Source organism: Bradyrhizobium sp. Pa8 (assembly GCF_052588265.1).
In genome coordinates this window covers 6,222,108-6,241,649 of sequence record NZ_CP176767.1, presented here as the reverse complement: position 1 = coordinate 6,241,649, position 19,542 = coordinate 6,222,108, and the positions used below count along the sequence as shown (strand labels likewise).

Sequence of the window (19,542 nt, the reverse complement as noted above, 5' to 3'; positions counted from 1 at the left end):
CGCCGGTGTCGTCAACATCGCTTGTCTGGTGAAAGGCTTGGCCTTGCGTTCCTTCCCCCGGGCGGACCGGCGCTCTGCGCCGTCCTGTTTCCTCGCCGGCACCCGTCTGTCGCGGGTTGCCTTGAGGTTGAAGCCTAGATCGCTGGTCATGCACGACAATTGAATTATATTCGCCGTCACTTTAGCTGGCCTAAAAGGTTTCCTGATGCAGATACCCTTCCGCGCCATCATCGTCTTCCACGCGGTGGCGCGCGCGGGCAGCATTTCCCGTGCGGCGGATGAATTGCGGGTGACGCCGTCGGCCGTCAGCCAGCAGATCCAGGCGCTGGAGCTGCATCTCGGCACGGCGCTGACCTCGCGGGTCGGGCGCAACATCACGCTGACCGAGGCCGGCGAGCGCTATTTCGAGATGATCAGCCGCGAGATCGAGCACGTCACCGACGTCACGCAGCATGTCCGCGGCATCCGCTCGGCCACCACGTTGACGGTGCGCGCCGCGCCGAGCGTATCGAGCAAATGGTTGCTGCCGCGGCTTGCCAGCTTCGTCGACGCCAATCCGGACATCGAATTGCGGCTCGACGGTACCAATGAGCCGACCGATTTCCGCAAGGAGAATGTCGATTTGGAGATTCGCCACGGCGAGGGCGGCTGGGCCGGCCTGTTCGTCGAAAGCCTCGGCAAGGAGCGGTTCTTTCCGCTGTGTGCGCCTTCGTCCTTTGCGGCGGGCAGTCTCGCAGCCCAGGACCTGCTCGAGCACCGGCTGATCCATTCGGTGAAATCGCAGATGCAATGGCCGCGCTGGTTCACGGAGGCCGGCATCGAGCCTGCGGAACGCTGGAAGCGCGTGCTGTTCGACCGCAGCCACATGGCGATCGACGCTGCCGTCGACGGCCTCGGCATCGGGCTGGAGAGCGAGCTGCTGGCCTGGCGCGAATTACGTGACGGTCGCCTGGTTTGCCCCGTGAAGAACCCGCCGGAGGTCGCGCTGACCACGCAGTGGATCGTCTGTCCGCACGGCCATTTGCGCCACCGCAAGACCCGCACCTTCCTCGACTGGTTGCGTCGGGAACGCGACGCCTGGAGCGCGCGCGCATGATCCGGAAAAGTGTGAGGCGGTTTTCCGAGAGAGATCATGCGCAAACTAAGAGCCAAGACGCGCGGATTGTTTAGCGTGCCTACATCGTCGCGGCAGATAATCTGAATTGCCCTCGGATTCGTCGCTGCCTAACGTTTCCGTGCAAGGCGAGCGCGGCCGGACTTCACGGCTGCAACAACGCCGTCACCCGAGGAACGCTTAAGGAAATCCAGATGAATCTCCATCGCATGCTGCTGGAGCGCAAGGCGGCCGGCAAGCCTGTTACCATTGGCCTGATCGGGGCCGGAAAATTCGGCCTGATGTTCCTGTCGCAGGTACGCCAGACCGACGGCATGCATCTCGTCGGTGTCGCCGACCTGAACACGGCCCGCGCCCGTTCGCAGCTCAAGCTCGGCTGCTGGCCCGAGGAGCAATATGCGGCTGCTACGATCGACGATGCGCTGAAGCACGGCCGCACGATCGTCACTGACAATGCGGACGCCCTGATCACCCATCCCGCCATTGAGGTCATCATCGAAGCGACCGGAGATCCTGGCGCAGGCATCCGCTTCGCGATGAAGGCGATCGAGAACGGCAAGCACATCGTGATGGTCAATGTCGAGGCGGACGCAGTCGCAGGCCCGATTCTGGCGCGCAAGGCGAAGCAGGCCGGCGTCGTCTATTCACTCGCCTGGGGCGACCAGCCGGCGCTGATCGCCGATCACGTCGACTGGGCCCGCGCGGCCGGCTTCAAGGTCGTCGCCGCCGGCAAGGGCACGCGCTATCACCCGACCTATCACCAGTCGACGCCGGATACGGTCTGGGACATCCTCGACAAATACATGAAGATTAAAGATCGCAACTCGATCAACCCGAAGATGTTCAACTCCTTCGTCGACGGCACCAAGTCGGGCATCGAGATGACGGCGGTGTGCAATGCGACCGGGCTGCATGCGCAGAGCGAGGGCCTGTCGTTCCCGCCGGCGACGCGGTTCGAGCACGCCGAAATCTGCAAGCCGAAATCCGACGGCGGCATGCTGGAGAAGTCAGGGGTCACCGAGGTCACGTCCTCGGTCTATCGCGACGGCACCGACGTGCCGCAGAGCCTCGTGATGGGGACCTATGTCGTGTTCGAGACCGACAGCGCCTATTCCGAGGAGTGCTTCCGCGAATACAGCATGCTGCCGGACAAGACCGGCAAATATGCCTCGCTGTACCGGCCGATCCATATGATCGGGCTCGAGCTCGGCATCTCCGTCGCCTCCGCGGCGCTGCGCAAGGAGCCGACCGGTGCGCCGGTCGTGTTCAATTCAGACGTCGTCGCGACCGCCAAGCGCAAGCTGAAGGCCGGCGAGATGCTCGACGGCGAGGGCGGCTTCTGCGTCTGGGGCAAACAGACCCCCGCCGACGCTTCACTGAAGCATGGCTACCTGCCGCTCGGCCTCGCCCACCATGTCAAGCTCAAGACCGATATCGCGCCAGGTCAGCGCCTGAAATGGGAGGACGTGGAGTACGATCCCAATAGTCTCGCCGTGCGGGTGCGCCGCGAGATGGAAGCGGCCTTCCGGCAACCAAACATGGCTGCTTGATCGGTACAACGGCGGGGCTCGGCCCGCGCCCAACCAAAGCGCGATGACATCGGGATTCGTCATCGCGCTTTGGGCTATTGTTCCGTGCTCTCCGTACCGCGCTAGCGCAGCTTCAGCCGTTCCGCCGGCACCGTCATCGCGGCGACGCCGGCCATGACCAGCAGCAGTCCCAGCGCGAGGTTCGACGGCACGCTCTCTCCGAGCAACAGCACGGACAATCCGACGCCGATCGGAATGCGCAGATAGCCTTGTGCGTTCGTGGTCAGCGTGCCGAGCCGGCCGAGGCAGACGTAGAACAGCATCAGCCCCAGCGCGCTGGAAACGATGCCCATGACGATGGTGGCGACGATCGCCGTCGGCGTCGGGTGCAGCGTCCAGGGCTGGTCGATGATGAGCGAGGGCGGCAGCAGCACGAGGCCACCGAACAGCAGCGAGCCGGTCGCCACCACCATCGGATCGTATTCGGAGAGCCTGAGGCCGAAAATCGTCGCGCAGGCAAAGGAGATGGTGGCGAGCAGGATCGCGATCTCCGCCACGATCTCGCTGCCGAAGCCGCGCAGCGCGTCCAGCCCGACGATGGCGATGGTGCCGGCAAGGCCGAGAATTGCGCCCGCGAGCTTCAGCAGCGTGGCCGGCTCATGCCGCGTGATCAGCGAGGTGATCAGGAAGGCGAAGATCGGCGTCGTCGAGGCCAGCACCACCGTGTTCGACGCCGGGACATATTGTTGCGACCAGGTGATGATCAGGAACGGGAAGGTCGAGTTGATCAGCTGCTGGGTCGCAAACAGCTTCCAGGCCTTCACGTCGGTCGGCAGCTTGAGGCCGCGCATCCACAGGATCGCAAACAGAAAGGCGGCTGCGATCAGCGAGCGCGCCGAGATGAAGGTGACGGGCGGGATCGTGGGAAGCGCGAGCTTCGCCAGCGGATAGGTCGAGCTCCAGCAGCAGGCGAGCGCGAACAGCAGCGCGTAGTCGCGCCAGTTGCGCGCACCGGTGGCGATGATGGATGGCGACGACGATGCGGCGGCCGCCGTGCGGCCCGACGATGTGCTCTGCGGCACCTTGTTCCTGCTCCCCCGCGCCAAAGCGCTTGTCGCAAGTCTGGGCGAGGGAACGCGAAAAGGGAAGGCGTCGAGCTATGCGTTTGGCTGGAGGGCCGGCTTCCGCTTCACCCGCTTGATCGTCCCGGAGAAGGTGAACAGGGGCCGCCCGGCCGAGGTCAGCTTGCCCCGCAGGAAGATCAGCGAGCCGCCGGCGCGGGACACTTCGCCGACGCATTCGACCAGCTCGCCCTCGCGGGCCGCGTCGAGGAAATCACAGGCGAAATTCGTCGTCACGGCCGGGCCATCCAGCTCGTGGGTGGCGATCGCGAACAGGCAATAGTCGGCGAACGCCATGAAGCAGCCGCCATGGACGTTTCCGGAGCCGTTGAGGTGCTTTTTCTCGACCCGGAAGGCCGAGCGGACGCTGCCGTCTTCCTCGATCTTGTGCCAGAACGGGCCGATATGGCTCTCAAAACTGTCGCGAATCCAGGTCCGCCAACCCGTGAACTCGCCATCGGTGGCGACGTGCAGGTCCGGGCGGCGGGTGGAGGGGACTTTGGTCAATTCGTGCAAGGAAATGGGCCTTCAATTACGGGTCTTTAGTCCTTAAATCCGATCCGTCAGCGCCTTGCAATTCCCGTTCCCGCCGACCGCCTGCCCGCAAAACGTGGGACAGCGGGAAAATGCGCCATAAAGGGCTTTTCGTAGGCCCCCGATCTTCCTAAGAACGGCAAAACGCCGCCGAAAGCCCCGAATCCATGAAGAACGAACCCAAGATCACCCCCGAACTGGTTGCCGCCCACGGGCTCAAGCCCGACGAGTATGAGCGCATCCTGAAGCTGATCGGGCGGGAGCCGACCTTCACCGAGCTCGGCATCTTCTCGGCGATGTGGAACGAGCACTGCTCGTACAAATCCTCGCGCATCCATCTGCGCGGCCTGCCGACCAAGGCGCCCTGGGTGATCCAGGGCCCCGGCGAGAATGCCGGCGTCATCGATATCGGCGACGGCCAGGCCGTGGTCTTCAAGATGGAGAGCCACAACCACCCGAGCTACATCGAGCCCTACCAGGGTGCGACCACCGGCGTCGGCGGCATTTTGCGCGACGTCTTCACCATGGGGGCGCGGCCCATTGCCTGCCTCAATGCGCTGAGCTTCGGCGCGCCCGAGCATGCCAGGACGCGGCATCTCGTGTCCGGCGTCGTCGCCGGCGTCGGCGGCTACGGCAATTCCTTCGGCGTGCCGACAGTGGGCGGCCAGGTCCGCTTCCACACCCGCTATGACGGCAACATCCTCGTCAACGCGATGGCCGTGGGCCTCGCCGATGCCGACAAGATCTTCTATGCGGCCGCCTCCGGCGTGAACATGCCGATCGTCTATCTCGGCTCCAAGACAGGCCGCGACGGCATCCATGGCGCCTCGATGGCCTCGGCCGAATTCGACGACAAGTCCGAGGAGAAGCGCCCGACCGTGCAGGTCGGCGATCCCTTCGCCGAAAAACTGCTGCTGGAAGCCTGCCTCGAGATCATGGAGAAGGGCTGCGTCATCGCGATCCAGGACATGGGCGCGGCGGGCCTGACCTGCTCGGCGGTCGAGATGGGCGCCAAGGGCGACCTCGGCGTCGACCTCGATCTCGATGCGGTGCCGACGCGCGAGACCGGCATGAGCGCCTACGAGATGATGCTCTCGGAAAGCCAGGAGCGCATGCTCATGGTGCTCAAGCCCGAGAAGGAAAAGGAAGCCGAGGCGATCTTCAAGAAATGGGGCCTCGACTTTGCGGTCGTCGGCTACACCACGCCGAGCAAGCGCTTTGTCGTCAAGCATGGCGGCGACGTGATGGCCGATCTGCCGATCAAGGAGCTCGGCGACGAGGCGCCGCTCTATGACCGCCCGCATATTCCTTCTGCCGCGCTGCCGGTCGTGCACGCGCGCGAGGTGCCGGCGCCGATGGGCGTCGGTGCCGCGCTGGAGAAGCTGATCGGCACGCCCGACATGTGCAGCAAGCGCTGGGTCTGGGAGCAGTACGACCACGTCATCCTCGGCAACACCTTGCAGCGTCCCGGCGGCGACGCCGCCGTGGTGCGCGTGCAGGACGGGCCGAAGGGGCTGGCGCTGACCGTCGACGTCACGCCGCGCTATTGCGAGGCCGATCCGTTCGAGGGCGGCAAGCAGGCGGTGGCGGAAGCCTGGCGCAACATCACCGCGGTCGGCGGCAAGCCGCTCGCGATCACCGACAATCTCAATTTCGGCAATCCTGAACGGCCCGAGATCATGGGCCAGTTTGTCGGCTGCCTGAAGGGCATCTCGGAAGCCTGCCGCACGCTGGACTTCCCGGTCGTGTCCGGCAACGTCTCGCTCTACAACGAGACCAACGGCCGCGCGATCCTGCCGACGCCTTCGATCGGCGGCGTTGGCCTGCTCGACGATTTCACCAAGTCCGCTTCGCTGGCCTTCAAGGCCGAGGGCGAGGCGATCCTCCTGGTCGGCGAAACCCACGGCTGGCTCGGCCAGTCGGTCTACCTTCGCGACATCTGCGGTCGCGAGGAGGGGGCGCCGCCGCCGGTCGACCTCGGGGCCGAGAAGCGCAACGGCGACTGCGTGCGCGGCATGATCCATGCGGGCACCGCGACCGCGGTGCACGATCTCTCGGACGGTGGCCTGCTGATCGCGCTCGCCGAGATGGCAATGGCCAGCGGCATCGGCGCAAAACTGCTGGCGGCGCCGACGTCGCTCGTCTCGCAGGCGTATTGGTTCGGCGAGGATCAGGCGCGCTATCTCGTCACCGTGCCGGAAGCGGAAGCCGGCCGCGTGCTGGCCAAGATGCGCGGCTGCGAAGTGCCCTGCGTGCGCATCGGCACCACCGGCGGCGATGCGATCGCGATCGCGGGCGAGGCGCCAGTGTCGATCGATAGCCTGCGGAAATCGTTCGAGCGCTGGCTGCCGGAATATATGAGCGGGAAGGCGGCGTAAGGCGCTTTCTAATTGCGAGCCACCGGGTCCGCGCGAAGCGCGGCACGATGACAGGCTCCGCGAAGCGATCCAGACCGTCTCCGCGGCGGCAGACTGGATTGCTTCGTCGCAAGAGCTCCTCGCAATGACGAGTGGAGAGACCTTGGCCTCTACAACACGTGCGATGCGCCCGGAATCTTCCGCAGTGCCGCAGTCAGTCCCCAGCTCAGGATCACCGTGAGCACGAAGCCGATCGCCGCTTTCACGATCGCCGGCAATCCGTAGTCGAACAGCACATACTGGATCCACAGCGCGATCGGGTAGTGCACCAGGAACATGCCGTAGGCGTCCGCCTGCATGCGGTCGAGCAGGTTCGGCCCCGGCGACTTCTGGTGCAGGAAGAAGGCGAGGATCGCGAGCAGGATCGCGGCCGAGAACAGCACGACGAACGTGCCGTAGATCGCCTGATACCAGTCCGGCAGCACGTTGGGATTCCCCAGGATTGCGCGCTTGATGTAGATCATGCACCACATCAGGCAGTAGGGGACCAGCGTGGCGATCACCCACACCCATCGGTTCTTCGGCAACTGCCCTTCGGCGCTGAGGATACCGCGATCGAAGTTGGCGGCACCGACGCTGACGCCAATGAAGAAATAGGCGAAGTAGAGCAGGATACGGCTCGCCTGCACCGAAAACGGTCCGAACTCGAACCATTTGTTGGCCCCGAAATGGACCAGCGCGGGCACGTAAACGACGGCCGTGACGACGGCGAGCAGCAGCCAGAACACGGCCGGCTGGTCAAATCCGCGCAGCGAAATGCTGTTGACCGGATCGACCAGGTGGGCTGAGACCCGGTAGAGCAGGCTCGCAGTGAGGTCGAACGCCAGCAGCACCCACACGAACCAGATCGGCCCGCTTGGCCAGGGCCCGACGGTGATCGTCTTCCACCAGAACGAAGCGAAGGTCAGCTCGGGATCGTGCCGCAGCGCGATCGCGTAATAGGCGAGCGGGATGACCGTGAAGGCCGCGACTACGAACGGCAGCCCGAGCCGCAACAGGCGGTCGCGCAGGAAAACCTGTGGTGCCTTGCGTGCGATGCCGGACCACGTGAACAATCCCGACAGAAAGAAGAACATCGCCATGAAGAAGCTGTCGGTGGCGAGCACGACGATGTCGAAGCCGATCCAGGACGCCGGGTCGGTGTGACCGAAATAGGTGTAGGGAATGACGGCGTGGTGCAGCAGCACCACCAGCGTGAGGAAGGTGCGGGTCCGATCGAGCGACAGATTGCGCGCCTTGGCCTTCGGCGCGGCCTGCGCCTCTGCGCCGATCGTCGCGGAATGTGACATCGTCATCATGGTCGCCCCGATTGCGCTCCTGCGCTCGCCGGACTGTGCCGCCGGGAACCCGATTCAGCAAGCGCAGTTTGTGCCGCGCCTTGCCTGCGGAGCGCCCTCAGGAACCAGTTCCGTGCAGCGAAGTTAGCGTTCGCGAATGGGTTGAGGGCCGCAAAAACATGCGGCATTTTAGTCGGAGTTGGTTATGACGATCCTGAAATGGGCGCTGATCTTTCTCTTGATCTCGATCGTGGCCGGCGTGCTCGGCTTCACGGGCATCTCGGCCGCCTCGGCCGATGTCGCCCGCTTCCTGTTCTATATCTTCGTCGTGATCTTCCTGGTGCTGCTGATACTGGGGCTCACGATCTTCAGGGCGTAGCCGGGCTGCCGCTCGAATCGGGAGCCGGCGCGCCGGCCCTCAATTGCCTGCGAATGGCATGACGCGGGCCATCAGCTCGGCCAAGAACTCTTCAGGACGATCGAACGGAATGAAATGATCGCCGCCGCGAACCCAAACAAATTCCTTATGCGGGGCCGTGATCTCCTTGAAATATTGCTCGGCGGGTTCGCCAGGCGTCACGCCGTCCGCGTCACCCTCAATGAAGAACATGGGGATCGGCGATCTGAATCCCATCGAGGCCATGTCGCTCTGAAACATCGGCCCGTTCCGTCCGGTCAGATATTTGGCCGAGAAGGCGACGCCCTTGCGCCAGTTGTACAAGTCGAGCAGGGAGACATCCGGCATGAAGAGCGGCGGGATGGGGCCGGCGAACTGGAAGCCACCGGCGGGCGGCAGACCCAGCGCGTTGCTCCATTTGTCCGCAATCAGGCGATTTTCCGGGGTGAGGGTCGGCTGTGAAGCGATCGGCGCCAATTCCGCCAAGGCTTCGGGATTGTTGGCGGATGCCGCAAGCCGCTGCAGGCGCGAGATCGTGAGCTCGAATGCCTTCTCGAAGGTCGTCCTGCCAACCACCTGGCCCGTGCCGACATAGGCCGAGAACAGATCCGGGCGTTGCTTCACCATGTGAATTCCCAGGAACGAGCCCCACGAATGCCCGACCAGGACGATCCTGTCCTTGTGCAGATGCGTGCGCAGATGCTCGGCCAGCTCGACGCCATCCTGCGCCATTCGCTCCAGTGTCATGGTTGGCGCCAGCGTGTCTCCGGCGGCGCCATACGTGCGGCCGGTGCCGCGCTGGTCCCATTGCACGATGGTGAAGTGCTTTTCCCAGGGGCGCCAACCCGACGACATTGGCCAGCTGGACCCTCCGGGCCCGCCGTGGACGAACAGGAGGACCGGGTTATCCCGATCCTCGCCGCGGATTTGAATCCATTGCTTGATTCCGCCGATGTCGACGAACCCTCCCTCCTGCACGCCCTTCGGCGAGCGGATCGCGAGGGTTTCGGCAGCAAGATGCTGGCGATAGGCGCGAAAACCCAGTCCGGCGGCGGCCACCACAATGAGGATGGCGGCCACGCCCAGCAACGAGACCCCAATCAGTCTTGCGGCTTTGCGCGGCATCTTGAGCCTTGTGTCGACTGAGAGGAAGCGACCTACGATCGCCCCGGCGCGATGAGCCTACCCCACTTCCTCGATCTTCACCTTGTCCGGATAGAAGGCGAGATGGCCGGAAATCTCCGTCATCGCGGGGAAGGGCGTCTCGTAGGTCCAGATCGCGTTGTCGAGCGTCTTGCCGTCGGCCTTGACGCTGTAATAGCTCGCGTCCCCTTTGTAGGGGCAATGGGTGACGCGGTCGGTGCGCTCCAGCAGCGCCATGTTGGCGTCCTCCCGCGGCACATATTGCACCGCCGGATATTTGGCCTCCTTCAAGATCAGTGCCTTGCTGGTCTCGGCGATCACGATGTCGCCGGCCGTGACGCGGACGCGCCGGGGATTTTGGGTAATGGTGATGGGGTGGTCGGGCCCTGGAAGCTTCATGATTTCACGCCTTTTCGATCAATCTGCCGCGCGCGGCACTTTGTCGTGCCTTTATCCGGATGGGATCAGGGATATAGTGCCGGAATGCGTGACGTAGAAGGCCGTTCACGCTAAGTTTGGCCCTGCCGGTCCGGGGACCCCGGCAAGCGATTCGAAGCCGAGACAGGAGCAAGACCCGAATGCCCATGGACGCCCACGATATCGAGGCGATGATCAAGGCAGCGATCCCCGATGCCGAGGTGACGATCCGTGACCTCGCCGGCGATGGCGACCACTATGCCGCGACCGTGATCTCGGAATCCTTCCGCGGCAAGTCCCGCGTCCAGCAGCACCAGATCGTGTATCAGTCCCTGCAAGGCCAGATGGGCGGCGTGCTGCATGCTCTGGCGCTGCAAACCGGGGTACCCGGGGCCTGATCTGATCGCGTGACGGGGGATGACGATGGCTGCGGACAATCCTCGCGGCGCGATGTTTCGCGTCATCGCTCCGAACCAGCACAGCCGCGTCACCAATGCCGAGCTGTTCTTCGACCTCGTCTTCGTCTTCGCCGTCACTCAGGTCTCGCACACGCTGTTGCACCATTTCACCCCGCTCGGCGCGGTGCACGTCACGGTGCTGTTCCTCGCGGTGTGGTGGGTGTGGGTCTACACCGCCTGGGTCACCAACTGGCTCAATCCCGAGCTAACCCCGGTCCGCATCCTGCTCTTCCTGATGATGCTGGGCGGCCTCGTGCTGTCGACCACGATCCCGACCGCCTTCGAGGGGCGGGGCCTGTGGTTTGCGATCGCCTACGCGACCATGCAGGTCGGACGCACCGCGTTCTGGCTGTTCGCGACCCCGCGCCACCGGATTCTGGTGCGGCACAACGCGATTCGTATCCTGACGTGGCTCTCGATCTCCGCGGTGTTGTGGATCCTCGGCGGCCTTGCGCACGACGAGGCGCGGCTGTGGTTCTGGATTGCCGCGCTGACGATTGAATACGTCTCGCCCGCAGCGCGCTTCTGGGTCCCGAAGCTGGGCTTCTCGTCGGTCGAGGCCTGGGCCGTCGAAGGCGGTCACATGGCCGAGCGCTGCTCTCTCTTCGTCATCATCGCACTCGGCGAAGCCGTCGTCGTCAACGGTGCGACCTTCGCCGAGCTGGAGTGGACCGCGAGCAACATGCTGGCCTTCGTCTCGGCGCTGGTCGGCAGCATCGCGATGTGGTGGGTCTATTTTCACAAGGGCGCGGAGGCCGGCTCCGAGCGCATCTCGAAATCCAGCGAATCCGGCCGGCTGGCGCGGCTCGCCTACACCTATCTGCACATGCCGATCATCGCCGGCATTATCCTGACCGCGGTGTCGGACGAACTGGTGCTGAAGCATCCGACCGGCCATTCCGACATCAGGACCATCGTGAGCACGGTCGGTGGTCCCTTGGTGTTCCTGGTCGGCACCATCCTGTTCAAGCACGCGATCCGCGGCTTCCTCCAGCTCTCCCACGGCATCGGCATCATCGCGCTCGCGGTGCTGTGCTGGTTCGCCGCCGATCTCTCGCCACTCTGGCTGTCGGTCGCGACGACGGTGATCATGATCGTGGTCGCGGCGTGGGAGTCGCTGTCGCTGGGATCTTCTCCGGAAGAGGCTGCGGAGCATTGACCCGGCGCCACTGGCGCCGGAGCGTTTACTCCGCCGCCTCCAGCGCGTGCACCGAAAACATCTTCGCCGCGTCCGTCCAGCTTTCGCGCACCTGCCAGCCCGCGCCCTGCGCCAGCGCAGCAAAACGCTCGAGGCTGTATTTGTAGCTGTTCTCGGTGTGGATGCTCTCGCCGGGGCGGAACGAGAAGCTGGTGCCGAGCAGGCGCACGGTCTGGCTCTTCTTGCTGATCAGGTGCATCTCGATCCGGTGCCGCTCGCGGTTGTAGATCGCGCGATGGGTGAAGGCGGACAGGTCGAAATTGCCGCCGAGCTCGCGGTTGATGCGCACGAGCACATTGAGGTTGAAGCGGGCGGTGACGCCGGCGGCATCGTTGTAGGCGTCGTGGAGGACGCGCTCTTCCTTCTCGAGGTCGGCGCCGATGATCATCTGCGCGCCCTTGCCCAGGATCTTGCGGGCGCTCTTCAGGAAGGCCTGGGCCTCATGCGGCTCGAAATTTCCGATGGTCGAGCCGGGGAAGAAGCCGACCTTGGGCATCGATGCGACTGCCCTCGGCAACTCGAACGGCGTGGTGAAGTCGGCCGCCACCGGATAGATGCCGAGCGAGGGGAAGTCCCGCTTCAGGCCGTTCGCCTGCGCCTTCAGGAAGTCGCCGGAGATGTCGACGGGCACATAGGCCGCGAACTTGCAGTGATCGAGCAGCAGGCGGACTTTTGTGGTTGCTCCGGCGCCAAACTCGACCAGCGCCGCATGCTGCGGAATGATCTTCGCGATCTCGCTGCCGCGCTCCTTCAGGATCGCAAGCTCGGTGCGCGTCGGGTAATATTCCGGCAGGCGCGTGATCGCCTCGAACAGCTCCGATCCGGCCGCGTCGTAGAAATATTTCGGCGACAGCTTTTTCGGCTGTTGCGACAGGTCCTCGATGGCCTCGCGGGCGAAGGCGGTGGTCTGCTCGTCGGGGAGATGGGCTTCGGCCAAAGCGCTGGCGTGCACATTCATGATACTCTCCTGAACGCGCTGTCCGGCGCGTATTGTCGTCGGATGATTTTTATTCGTAGTCGGCGAGCCGCAGTCCCGTGAACTGCCAGCGATGGTGCGGATAAAAGAAGTTGCGATAGGTAATACGGCTGTGGCCCTCGGGAGTTGCAAGCGAGGAGCCGCGCAGCACCAACTGATTGATCATGAATTTGCCGTTGTACTCCCCGAGCGCGCCTTCGATGGCGCGATAGCCGGGGTAGGGCGAATATGAAGAACGCGTCCACTGCCAGACGATGCCGAAGGCGTCGTTGAGCTGGCCGGCGCGCGCAGCAACCTCCCATTCCATCTCGGTCGGCAGATGCTTTCCGGCCCAGCGCGCAAACGCATCGGCCTCGTAATAGCTGACGTGGCAGACCGGCGCATCCGGATCGACCGGCTTGAGGCCGGCGAGCGTCATCATGTGCCACTGGCCGTCGATCTCGCGCCAATGGCCGGGGGCGTCCCAGCCTTCATTGTTGACGGTGGCAAAGCCGTCCATCAGCCACAGCGTTGCGGTCCGGTAACCGCCGTCGCGCATGAAGGCGAGCCACTCGGCGTTGGTGACGAGATTGCGTGCGACCCTGACCGAACCGACGAGGGCGCGATGCGCCGGCTTCTCGTTGTCGAAATGAAAACTGTCGTCGACATGACCGACGGTGTGGATACCCTCGTTCAGCGTCAGCCAATCCTCACCCGCGCGTGTCGAAGCCGGGAAGCGCCAGTCCGGATCATAGGCCGGCGGGATCGGGTTCTGCGCGAAGGCATGCAGGATGTCGGTGAACATCAATTCCTGATGCTGCTGCTCGTGATTGAGCCCGACCTCGACCAGCGGTGCGATCTCGCGAAGCTTGTCCGCACCGACCTCGCGGAAGAATTTGACGACGGCTGCATCGACATATGTTCGATAGGCGCCGACCTGATCGGCGCTGGGGCGGGTGATGTCGCCGCGGTGATTGCGGGAATGACGCGGGCCGGCGCTGACGTAATAGGAATTGAACAGGAAAGCGAAATCAGGGTGGAAGGGCCGGTAGCCGGGACAGTGTTCGCCGAGCAGGAATTGCTCCCAGAACCAGGTGGTATGGGCCCGATGCCATTTCGTGGGGCTCGCATCCGGCATGGATTGAATCTGCTGGTCTTCCGGCGACAGCGGCGCGGCTCGGCGCTCGGTCTCGTTGCGGACGGTGAGAAACGCCTCTTCCAGCCCCTGGGCGAGGCCGCTCGGGTCGGCCGACGGTGACGAAAGCGGCGGGGTGGCCGTAGCGGAGGCTTGTTTCGTCACGTTTTTCTCCAGACAGAACAAGAGAACGTTGTTGGCGTTGCCCGGTTCCAAAACCGGGGTTCGTCCTAGATAAGGGCTCCGTTACGGTATGAAAGTCCTCCCTGGCGATGATATTCGTGGCATCATGTAATGGGGCCGGCGTGGCCTGGACCGGCCGCCCAAGGGGTGTTCGCCGCCATTTTACTTTGGATGCACAACGGTTTGGGCTACATATATAGGCAGGTATCGGGTTAAATCGGCTGGGCCGGCCCGAGGGAATCGTTGAGGGCTCCGCCCCGGAAGGACATGGATATGAGCATCGAGGAATTCATCGCCAACGAAGTGAAGTCGAACGACGTGGTTCTGTTCATGAAGGGAACGCCGCAGTTTCCGCAGTGCGGTTTCTCCGGCCAGGTCGTCCAGATCCTCGACCACATCGGCGTTGGTTATAAGGGCCTCAACGTCCTCGAATCCGCCGAACTGCGTAACGGCATCAAGGAATATTCGAACTGGCCGACCATTCCGCAGCTCTATGTGAAGGGCGAGTTCGTCGGCGGATGCGACATCGTCCGCGAGATGTTCCAGGCCGGCGAACTGCAGCAGCTCTTCTCCGAGAAGGGCGTCGCCGTCGCGGCTTGATCGGGTGACCTGGCTGACGCGCCGCATCGGCGGTGCCGAGCTCGAGGTTATCGTTGCTGACATCACGACACTCGGCGTTGACGCCATCGTCAACGCCGCAAATTCGTCTCTACTGGGCGGAGGCGGCGTTGATGGCGCAATCCACGACGCTGCCGGTCCCGAGCTTCTGGCCGAGTGCCGGACGCTCGGGGGATGCCCGACCGGCGATGCCAAGATCACGAAGGGCTACCGTCTGCCCGCGCGACATGTGATCCACGCAGTCGGCCCCGTCTGGCACGGCGGCAGCCACGGCGAGGCGGATGCGCTGCGCTCCTGTTATCGCCGTGCGCTGGAGCTCTCCCAGGCCAATAGACTGAACTCTCTAGCCTTCTCCGCGATCTCGACCGGGGTATATCGCTTTCCGACCGACCAGGCCGCGAACATTGCGGTCCACACGGCCATTGAAGCCCTGCCGGCTGCGCCGCTGGTCACCCACGTCATATTCTGTTGTTTCTCGGAGACAAGCGCCGCGCTCCACACTGACGTTTTGGCGCGGTACGCCAGCCCTTGTGCCTGATGACGCGGTCAGTACACTCCGCTCGGCCACCTTTCGGGGAGGGGATATGAATTCACATTTCGGACTGCGTGCGTTCGTTTGCGGCGCACTGGTGTCGCTGGGTGCGATGTCGCTCGCGCGCGCCGAAGGCACCTATGAGATTCCGGCCGGCGCGCATTTCAATCAGGACAAGCTCGCCAAGGTCAGCGAGTTCTTCAAGAACGAGGTCGCGACCGGCAAGATCGCCGGCGCGACCGTGCTGATCAAGCAGCACGGCAAGCCCGTCTTTCGCGAAGCCTTCGGCGTGCAAGACGTGGAGAGCAAGGCGCCGATCACCGACAAGACCATCTTCCGCCTGTTTTCGATGAGCAAGGCGATCACCTCCGTCGTCGCGGTGCAGTTGATCGAAGACGGCAAGATCAAGCTGGACGATCCCGTCTCGAAGTACATTCCGTCCTTCGCCAACGTGAAGGTCGGCGTCGAGAAGAAGGCCGACGACGGCACCAAGTCGCTCGAGCTCGTACCACCGAACCGGCCGATGACGGTGCACGATCTGATGACGCACACCTCGGGCGTCACTTACGGCTTCTATGGCGACAGCCTGGTCCGCAAGGCTTATCGCGAGGCCAATATCTACGCCGGCGATTTCGACCTCGCCGAGTTCGCCGAGCGCATCGCAAAGCTGCCGCTGCACAACCAGCCGGGCGCGCTGTGGCAATACGGCCATTCCACCGACATTCTGGCGCGAGTCATGGAGGTCGCAACCGGCAAGCCGTTGCTCGAGATCGAGCGGGAGAAGCTGCTCGATCCGCTCGGCATGGTCGACACCGGCTTCTTCGTCACCGCCCCGGAGAAGCAGAAGCTTCTGGCGCAGCCGGTGCCGAATGACGCCGATTTTCGCGTCGGCCGGATCAACGATCCGACGGTTGTCAAAAAAATCCAATTCGCCAGCGGCGGCATGGTTACGACCATGGCGGACTATGAGCGCTTTGCGCAGATGCTGCTCAATGGCGGCAGCCTCGACGGAAAGACCATCCTCAAGCCCGAGACGTTCAAGCTGATGGTGACCGATCAAATCGGCCCGACCTCGGGGGTCAGTCGCGACTATTTCTATTTCCCCGGCGACGGGTTCGGCTTCGGCCTTGGCCTTGCGGTCCGCACCGATCCCGGCAACGCCAAGCCGCCGCCGCCCGGCGATCTCGGGGAATTGAAGTGGGACGGCGCTTCAGGCTGCTATTTCGTCATCGATCCCAAGCAGGACATGTTCTTCGTGCTGCTGGAGCAGACCCCGACCGAGCGCCAGCGCGTGCAGCGGACATTGAAGCAGTTGGTTTATGAAGCCATGGAGAAGTGACATGTTCGGGCGCCGCGCGCTGATCGCGGCGCTCGTTCTTTTGTTCGGTGCAGTGGTGGCGCAGGCGGGCTCCGAGGGGCGCGCCCACACTTTCTCGCCAGAAGGTCTGGCAAAGGTTTCCGACTACATCAGGAGCGAGGTCGCAGCCGGTACGTTTCCGGGCGCGATCCTGCTGCTCCAGCAGCACGGCAAGCCGGTCTATTACGAGAATTTCGGCGTCCGCGATGTCGCAACCGAGATCTCGATGAGCGCGGACACGATCTTCCGGCTCTATTCGATGTCGAAGCCGGTCACGACAGTCATGGCGATGATGCTGGTCGAGGAGGGCAAGCTCTCGCTCGATGATCCCGTCGCAAAGTACATTCCGGCTTTTGGCAGGATGAAGGTCGGTGTCGAGACGAAGGCCGAGGACGGCAAGGTTGCGCTGGCGCTGGAGCCGCTCAGTCGCTCCGTGACGATCAAGGATTTGATGCGCCACACTGCCGGGCTGCCCTACGGCTATTATGGCGGGGGCTTGGTGAACAAGCTCTATGCCGACGCCGGTCTCTTCGACAACAAGGCTTTGACCAACGCCGAACTCGTCGCGAAGATCACCGCGCTTCCGCTCGCCGAACAGCCCGGCACGAACTGGGATTATGGCCACTCCACGGACGTGCTCGGCCGCATCGTCGAGGTCATATCGGGGAAATCTCTGTTCGGGTTCGAGAAGGAGCGGCTGCTCGATCCGCTCGGGATGACGGACACTGCATACTATGTCGCCGATCCTGCCAAGTGGCCGCGCGTCGCCGAGCCGATGCCGCAGGATCGCGCGATCAGCCCGATGACGCAGATACGCGATCCCCGGCAACCGCTGAGGTGGGAGTCGGGCGGCGGCGGCCTTGTCGGTACGGTCGGTGATTACGCGCGCTTCTCGCAGATGTTGCTCAACGGCGGCAGCTATGAAGGCCGGCGCTATCTCAAGCCGGAGACCATCGCGCTGATGGCGTCGGATCATATCGGCCCCGAGACGGAGATCGCGCGCGATCAGAATTACTATCCGGGCGGAAGCTCCGGCTTCGGCCTCGGCTTCGCCGTGCGCACCTCGGTGCCATCGGGGACATCGTGGCCGCTTGGCGAATATCGCTGGGACGGCGTCGGCGGCACCTTCTTCTTCATCGATCCCGAAGACGATCTGTTCGGGATCTTCATGGTGCAGACCCCGTCGCAGCGTGGCCGGATTCAGCTGGCGCTGAAGACGCTGATCTATCAGGCGATGGGGCGGTAGATTCTCGTTTTGACGCGTTTTCTTTACGCGAACCGGTATCCACCTCGCTCGAAAACGCTCTGACTACGCCCCGCGCACGATCTCTCTGACGTACCCGATCATTTCCTCGACCTGGGCCGCATTGACGTCGAGATGGGTGCAGGCGCGGATGCGGCCGTCCATCATCGCGAGCGTCACGCCGCGCTGGCGCAGTGCGGCAACCATCTTGTCGCCGGCAATTCCGGCGCCATCAGGCTTGAAGAACACGAGATTGGTCTCGGGCTCCTGCACCTCGATGCCTGCGATCTGCGACAGCCCGTGGGCGAGCGCGCGCGCATTGGCGTGGTCGTCGGCGAGGCGATCGACGTGATGGTCGAGTGCGTAGATGCAGGCGGCCGCGCAGACGCCGGCCTGCCGCATCGAGCCGCCGAGGCGCTGCTTCCACTGCCACACCGCATCGATGAAGGCGCGGGTCCCCGCGAGCACGCCGCCGATCGGCGCGCCCAGGCCCTTGGAGAAATCGATCCAGGCCGAATCCCACCCCGCGGTCATGTCGCGCGGGGAGATGCCGCTTGCTACCGTGGCGTTGAGCAGGCGCGCGCCGTCCATGTGGGTGACGAGGCCGTGCTGCTTGGCGATCGCGACGATCTCGTCGAGCGCTGCCTTCTTCCAGATCGTGCCGCCGCCGATATTGGCGGTCTGCTCGACGCTGACGACGGTCTGCGGCGGCTGGTAGCGTGTGCGCGGATGCAGTGCCTTGCGAAAGGTCTCCGGCGTGAACTGGCCGTCGGGTCCCTTGAGCTGGGTGACCTGGAAGCCGCCGATCGCGGCATGCGCGCCGCCTTCGCGGGCGATGATATGTGCGCTCTCGTGGGCGAGGATCTCGTCGCCGGGACGGCAATGCACCAGCGTCGCGGTGACGTTGCACATCGTGCCTGAGGGCATGTAGACCGCGGCTTCCTTGCCGAGCAGCGCGGCGACGCGCTCGCACAGTGCGTTCACGGTCGGATCGTCGCCGACCTGCTCGTCGCCGACCTCCGCCCGCGCCATCGCCTCGCGCATCGCAGCCGTCGGCTTGGTCTGCGTGTCCGAAAGCAGATTGATGCGCACCGGCGGCGCCTTGGGATCGATCGGGGGAGGGGTATAGAGCATGCGACGCCTCCTGAAGGCAGGACGGCCACTGACGTGGCTCTTAAGCAAAAAGGCCCCGGCGAACCGGGGCCTTTCGATAGTCCGATCTTAGCGCGAATAGAATTCGACGACCAGATGCGGCTCCATCTGCACCGGGAACGGCACGTCGGAGAGGCCGGGGATGCGCACGTACTTGGCGGTCATCTTGCCGTGGTCGACTTCGAGATAGTCGGGGGTGTCGCGCTCGGGAAGCTGGCTGGCTTCGAGCACGTGGGCGAGCTGCTTGGAGGCTTCCTTGACCTCGATCACGTCGCCGACCTTGAGCTGGTAGCTCGAGATGTTGACCTTGCGGCCGTTCACCTTGATGTGGCCGTGGTTGATGAACTGGCGCGCGGCGAAGATCGTGGAGACGAACTTGGCGCGGTACACGACCGCGTCGAGACGACGCTCCAGGAGACCGATCAGGTTCTCGCCGGTGTCACCCTTGAGGCGGCTCGCCTCGACATAGATGCCGTGGAACTGACGTTCGGAAATGTTGGCGTAATAGCCCTTCAACTTCTGCTTGGCGCGCAGCTGCACGCCGAAGTCGGAGAGCTTGCCCTTACGGCGCTGGCCATGCTGGCCGGGGCCGTATTCGCGGCGATTCACGGGGCTCTTCGGGCGGCCCCAGATGTTCTGGCCCATACGGCGATCGAGTTTGTACTTCGCCTCACTGCGCTTAGTCATCGCGTCCTCTTCAGGTACATGGTTTGAGGAAACGCGCCCTCCTGTGTGACGGGCTGGGCCCGGCACTGACAGGTC

Annotated in this window: 19 protein-coding genes; 10 read left to right on the top strand and 9 right to left on the bottom strand. The window is 63.9% G+C overall.

What is annotated here, in order from left to right; all coding sequences use genetic code 11:
* Positions 1–205: 205 nt before the first annotated feature.
* Together ACKWRH_RS29645 and ACKWRH_RS29640 are read left to right on the top strand one after the other, a co-directional pair.
* Entirely contained in the window at positions 206–1,096 is an 891-nt protein-coding gene (locus ACKWRH_RS29645) for a LysR substrate-binding domain-containing protein (RefSeq protein ID WP_445216393.1), read from the top strand.
* Positions 1,097–1,308: 212 nt separating this feature from the next.
* Positions 1,309–2,664, top strand: coding sequence for an NAD(P)H-dependent oxidoreductase (locus ACKWRH_RS29640; protein ID WP_445216392.1), 1,356 nt, complete (start codon positions 1,309–1,311; stop codon positions 2,662–2,664).
* A 101-nt stretch (positions 2,665–2,765) separates the two neighbouring features.
* On the opposite strand, the gene ACKWRH_RS29635 is transcribed toward ACKWRH_RS29640, so the two are convergent.
* Complete coding sequence (locus ACKWRH_RS29635) at positions 2,766–3,725, bottom strand: DMT family transporter (protein WP_445216391.1); 960 nt, start codon at positions 3,723–3,725, stop codon at positions 2,766–2,768.
* A 75-nt stretch (positions 3,726–3,800) separates the two neighbouring features.
* Positions 3,801–4,280, bottom strand: coding sequence for a PaaI family thioesterase (locus ACKWRH_RS29630; protein ID WP_038933935.1), 480 nt, complete (start codon positions 4,278–4,280; stop codon positions 3,801–3,803).
* Positions 4,281–4,465: 185 nt separating this feature from the next.
* On the opposite strand from ACKWRH_RS29630, the gene purL reads away from it, so the two are divergent.
* Positions 4,466–6,676, top strand: coding sequence for a phosphoribosylformylglycinamidine synthase subunit PurL (gene purL / locus ACKWRH_RS29625; protein ID WP_445216390.1), 2,211 nt, complete (start codon positions 4,466–4,468; stop codon positions 6,674–6,676).
* Between the two features lie 149 nt (positions 6,677–6,825).
* Here the strand turns inward: purL and ACKWRH_RS29620 are convergent, their stop codons facing one another.
* Positions 6,826–8,013, bottom strand: coding sequence for an acyltransferase family protein (locus tag ACKWRH_RS29620; RefSeq protein WP_445216389.1), 1,188 nt, complete (start codon positions 8,011–8,013; stop codon positions 6,826–6,828).
* Between the two features lie 184 nt (positions 8,014–8,197).
* Here ACKWRH_RS29620 and ACKWRH_RS29615 point away from each other — a divergent pair, with 184 nt between their 5' ends.
* Positions 8,198–8,371 carry a DUF1328 domain-containing protein gene (locus ACKWRH_RS29615; protein WP_148742381.1) on the top strand — a complete coding sequence of 58 codons (174 nt, stop codon included), beginning with the start codon at positions 8,198–8,200 and terminating at the stop codon, positions 8,369–8,371.
* Between the two features lie 39 nt (positions 8,372–8,410).
* On the opposite strand, the gene ACKWRH_RS29610 is transcribed toward ACKWRH_RS29615, so the two are convergent.
* Both ACKWRH_RS29610 and ACKWRH_RS29605 read right to left on the bottom strand, forming a co-directional pair.
* The gene (locus tag ACKWRH_RS29610) at positions 8,411–9,514 is read right to left on the bottom strand and encodes an alpha/beta fold hydrolase (protein ID WP_445216388.1); all 1,104 of its coding nucleotides are present in this window, start codon (positions 9,512–9,514) and stop codon (positions 8,411–8,413) included.
* A 57-nt stretch (positions 9,515–9,571) separates the two neighbouring features.
* Positions 9,572–9,931, bottom strand: a complete 360-nt coding sequence (locus tag ACKWRH_RS29605) for a DUF427 domain-containing protein (RefSeq protein WP_014494138.1) — start codon at positions 9,929–9,931, stop codon at positions 9,572–9,574.
* A gap of 179 nt (positions 9,932–10,110) precedes the next feature.
* Here ACKWRH_RS29605 and ACKWRH_RS29600 point away from each other — a divergent pair, with 179 nt between their 5' ends.
* Together ACKWRH_RS29600 and ACKWRH_RS29595 are read left to right on the top strand one after the other, a co-directional pair.
* The gene (locus tag ACKWRH_RS29600; RefSeq protein ID WP_028147489.1) at positions 10,111–10,347 is read left to right on the top strand and encodes a BolA/IbaG family iron-sulfur metabolism protein; all 237 of its coding nucleotides are present in this window, start codon (positions 10,111–10,113) and stop codon (positions 10,345–10,347) included.
* A gap of 25 nt (positions 10,348–10,372) precedes the next feature.
* Entirely contained in the window at positions 10,373–11,566 is a 1,194-nt protein-coding gene (locus tag ACKWRH_RS29595; protein WP_445216387.1) for a low temperature requirement protein A, read from the top strand.
* A 25-nt stretch (positions 11,567–11,591) separates the two neighbouring features.
* On the opposite strand, the gene egtD is transcribed toward ACKWRH_RS29595, so the two are convergent.
* A complete protein-coding gene (gene egtD, locus ACKWRH_RS29590) occupies positions 11,592–12,563 on the bottom strand; it encodes an L-histidine N(alpha)-methyltransferase (RefSeq protein WP_445216386.1) in 972 nt (323 codons plus the stop codon).
* A 49-nt stretch (positions 12,564–12,612) separates the two neighbouring features.
* Positions 12,613–13,911 carry an ergothioneine biosynthesis protein EgtB gene (egtB, locus tag ACKWRH_RS29585; RefSeq protein ID WP_445216385.1) on the bottom strand — a complete coding sequence of 433 codons (1,299 nt, stop codon included), beginning with the start codon at positions 13,909–13,911 and terminating at the stop codon, positions 12,613–12,615.
* Positions 13,912–14,151: 240 nt separating this feature from the next.
* Here egtB and grxD point away from each other — a divergent pair, with 240 nt between their 5' ends.
* Genes grxD through ACKWRH_RS29565 form a run of 4 tightly spaced genes read left to right on the top strand, consistent with a single transcriptional unit; the run spans position 14,152 to position 17,631 of the window.
* The gene (gene grxD / locus ACKWRH_RS29580; protein ID WP_014494143.1) at positions 14,152–14,478 is read left to right on the top strand and encodes a Grx4 family monothiol glutaredoxin; all 327 of its coding nucleotides are present in this window, start codon (positions 14,152–14,154) and stop codon (positions 14,476–14,478) included.
* Positions 14,479–14,482: 4 nt separating this feature from the next.
* Positions 14,483–15,034, top strand: a complete 552-nt coding sequence (locus ACKWRH_RS29575) for an O-acetyl-ADP-ribose deacetylase (RefSeq protein ID WP_445216384.1) — start codon at positions 14,483–14,485, stop codon at positions 15,032–15,034.
* A 46-nt stretch (positions 15,035–15,080) separates the two neighbouring features.
* Entirely contained in the window at positions 15,081–16,367 is a 1,287-nt protein-coding gene (locus ACKWRH_RS29570) for a serine hydrolase domain-containing protein (protein WP_445216383.1), read from the top strand.
* Position 16,368: 1 nt separating this feature from the next.
* Entirely contained in the window at positions 16,369–17,631 is a 1,263-nt protein-coding gene (locus ACKWRH_RS29565) for a serine hydrolase domain-containing protein (RefSeq protein ID WP_445216382.1), read from the top strand.
* Positions 17,632–17,694: 63 nt separating this feature from the next.
* Here ACKWRH_RS29565 and ACKWRH_RS29560 read toward each other — a convergent pair whose 3' ends face one another.
* Positions 17,695–18,762 carry a threonine aldolase family protein gene (locus tag ACKWRH_RS29560; RefSeq protein WP_445216381.1) on the bottom strand — a complete coding sequence of 356 codons (1,068 nt, stop codon included), beginning with the start codon at positions 18,760–18,762 and terminating at the stop codon, positions 17,695–17,697.
* 87 nt (positions 18,763–18,849) lie between these two features.
* Positions 18,850–19,467 carry a 30S ribosomal protein S4 gene (gene rpsD, locus ACKWRH_RS29555; protein ID WP_018316575.1) on the bottom strand — a complete coding sequence of 206 codons (618 nt, stop codon included), beginning with the start codon at positions 19,465–19,467 and terminating at the stop codon, positions 18,850–18,852.
* Positions 19,468–19,542: the final 75 nt, after the last annotated feature.

Bases quoted from the DNA above. Each gene is read 5' to 3' on its own strand.
- ACKWRH_RS29645 (WP_445216393.1), top strand. From the start codon at position 206: ATGCAGATACCCTTCCGCGCCATCATCGTCTTCCACGCGGTGGCGCGC.
- ACKWRH_RS29640 (WP_445216392.1), top strand. From the start codon at position 1,309: ATGAATCTCCATCGCATGCTGCTGGAGCGCAAGGCGGCCGGCAAGCCT.
- purL (WP_445216390.1), top strand. From the start codon at position 4,466: ATGAAGAACGAACCCAAGATCACCCCCGAACTGGTTGCCGCCCACGGG.
- ACKWRH_RS29620 (WP_445216389.1), bottom strand. From the start codon at position 8,013: ATGATGACGATGTCACATTCCGCGACGATCGGCGCAGAGGCGCAGGCC.
- ACKWRH_RS29615 (WP_148742381.1), top strand. From the start codon at position 8,198: ATGACGATCCTGAAATGGGCGCTGATCTTTCTCTTGATCTCGATCGTG.
- ACKWRH_RS29610 (WP_445216388.1), bottom strand. From the start codon at position 9,514: ATGCCGCGCAAAGCCGCAAGACTGATTGGGGTCTCGTTGCTGGGCGTG.
- ACKWRH_RS29605 (WP_014494138.1), bottom strand. From the start codon at position 9,931: ATGAAGCTTCCAGGGCCCGACCACCCCATCACCATTACCCAAAATCCC.
- ACKWRH_RS29600 (WP_028147489.1), top strand. From the start codon at position 10,111: ATGCCCATGGACGCCCACGATATCGAGGCGATGATCAAGGCAGCGATC.
- ACKWRH_RS29595 (WP_445216387.1), top strand. From the start codon at position 10,373: ATGGCTGCGGACAATCCTCGCGGCGCGATGTTTCGCGTCATCGCTCCG.
- egtD (WP_445216386.1), bottom strand. From the start codon at position 12,563: ATGAATGTGCACGCCAGCGCTTTGGCCGAAGCCCATCTCCCCGACGAG.
- grxD (WP_014494143.1), top strand. From the start codon at position 14,152: ATGAGCATCGAGGAATTCATCGCCAACGAAGTGAAGTCGAACGACGTG.
- ACKWRH_RS29570 (WP_445216383.1), top strand. From the start codon at position 15,081: ATGAATTCACATTTCGGACTGCGTGCGTTCGTTTGCGGCGCACTGGTG.
- ACKWRH_RS29565 (WP_445216382.1), top strand. From the start codon at position 16,369: ATGTTCGGGCGCCGCGCGCTGATCGCGGCGCTCGTTCTTTTGTTCGGT.
- ACKWRH_RS29560 (WP_445216381.1), bottom strand. From the start codon at position 18,762: ATGCTCTATACCCCTCCCCCGATCGATCCCAAGGCGCCGCCGGTGCGC.
- rpsD (WP_018316575.1), bottom strand. From the start codon at position 19,467: ATGACTAAGCGCAGTGAGGCGAAGTACAAACTCGATCGCCGTATGGGC.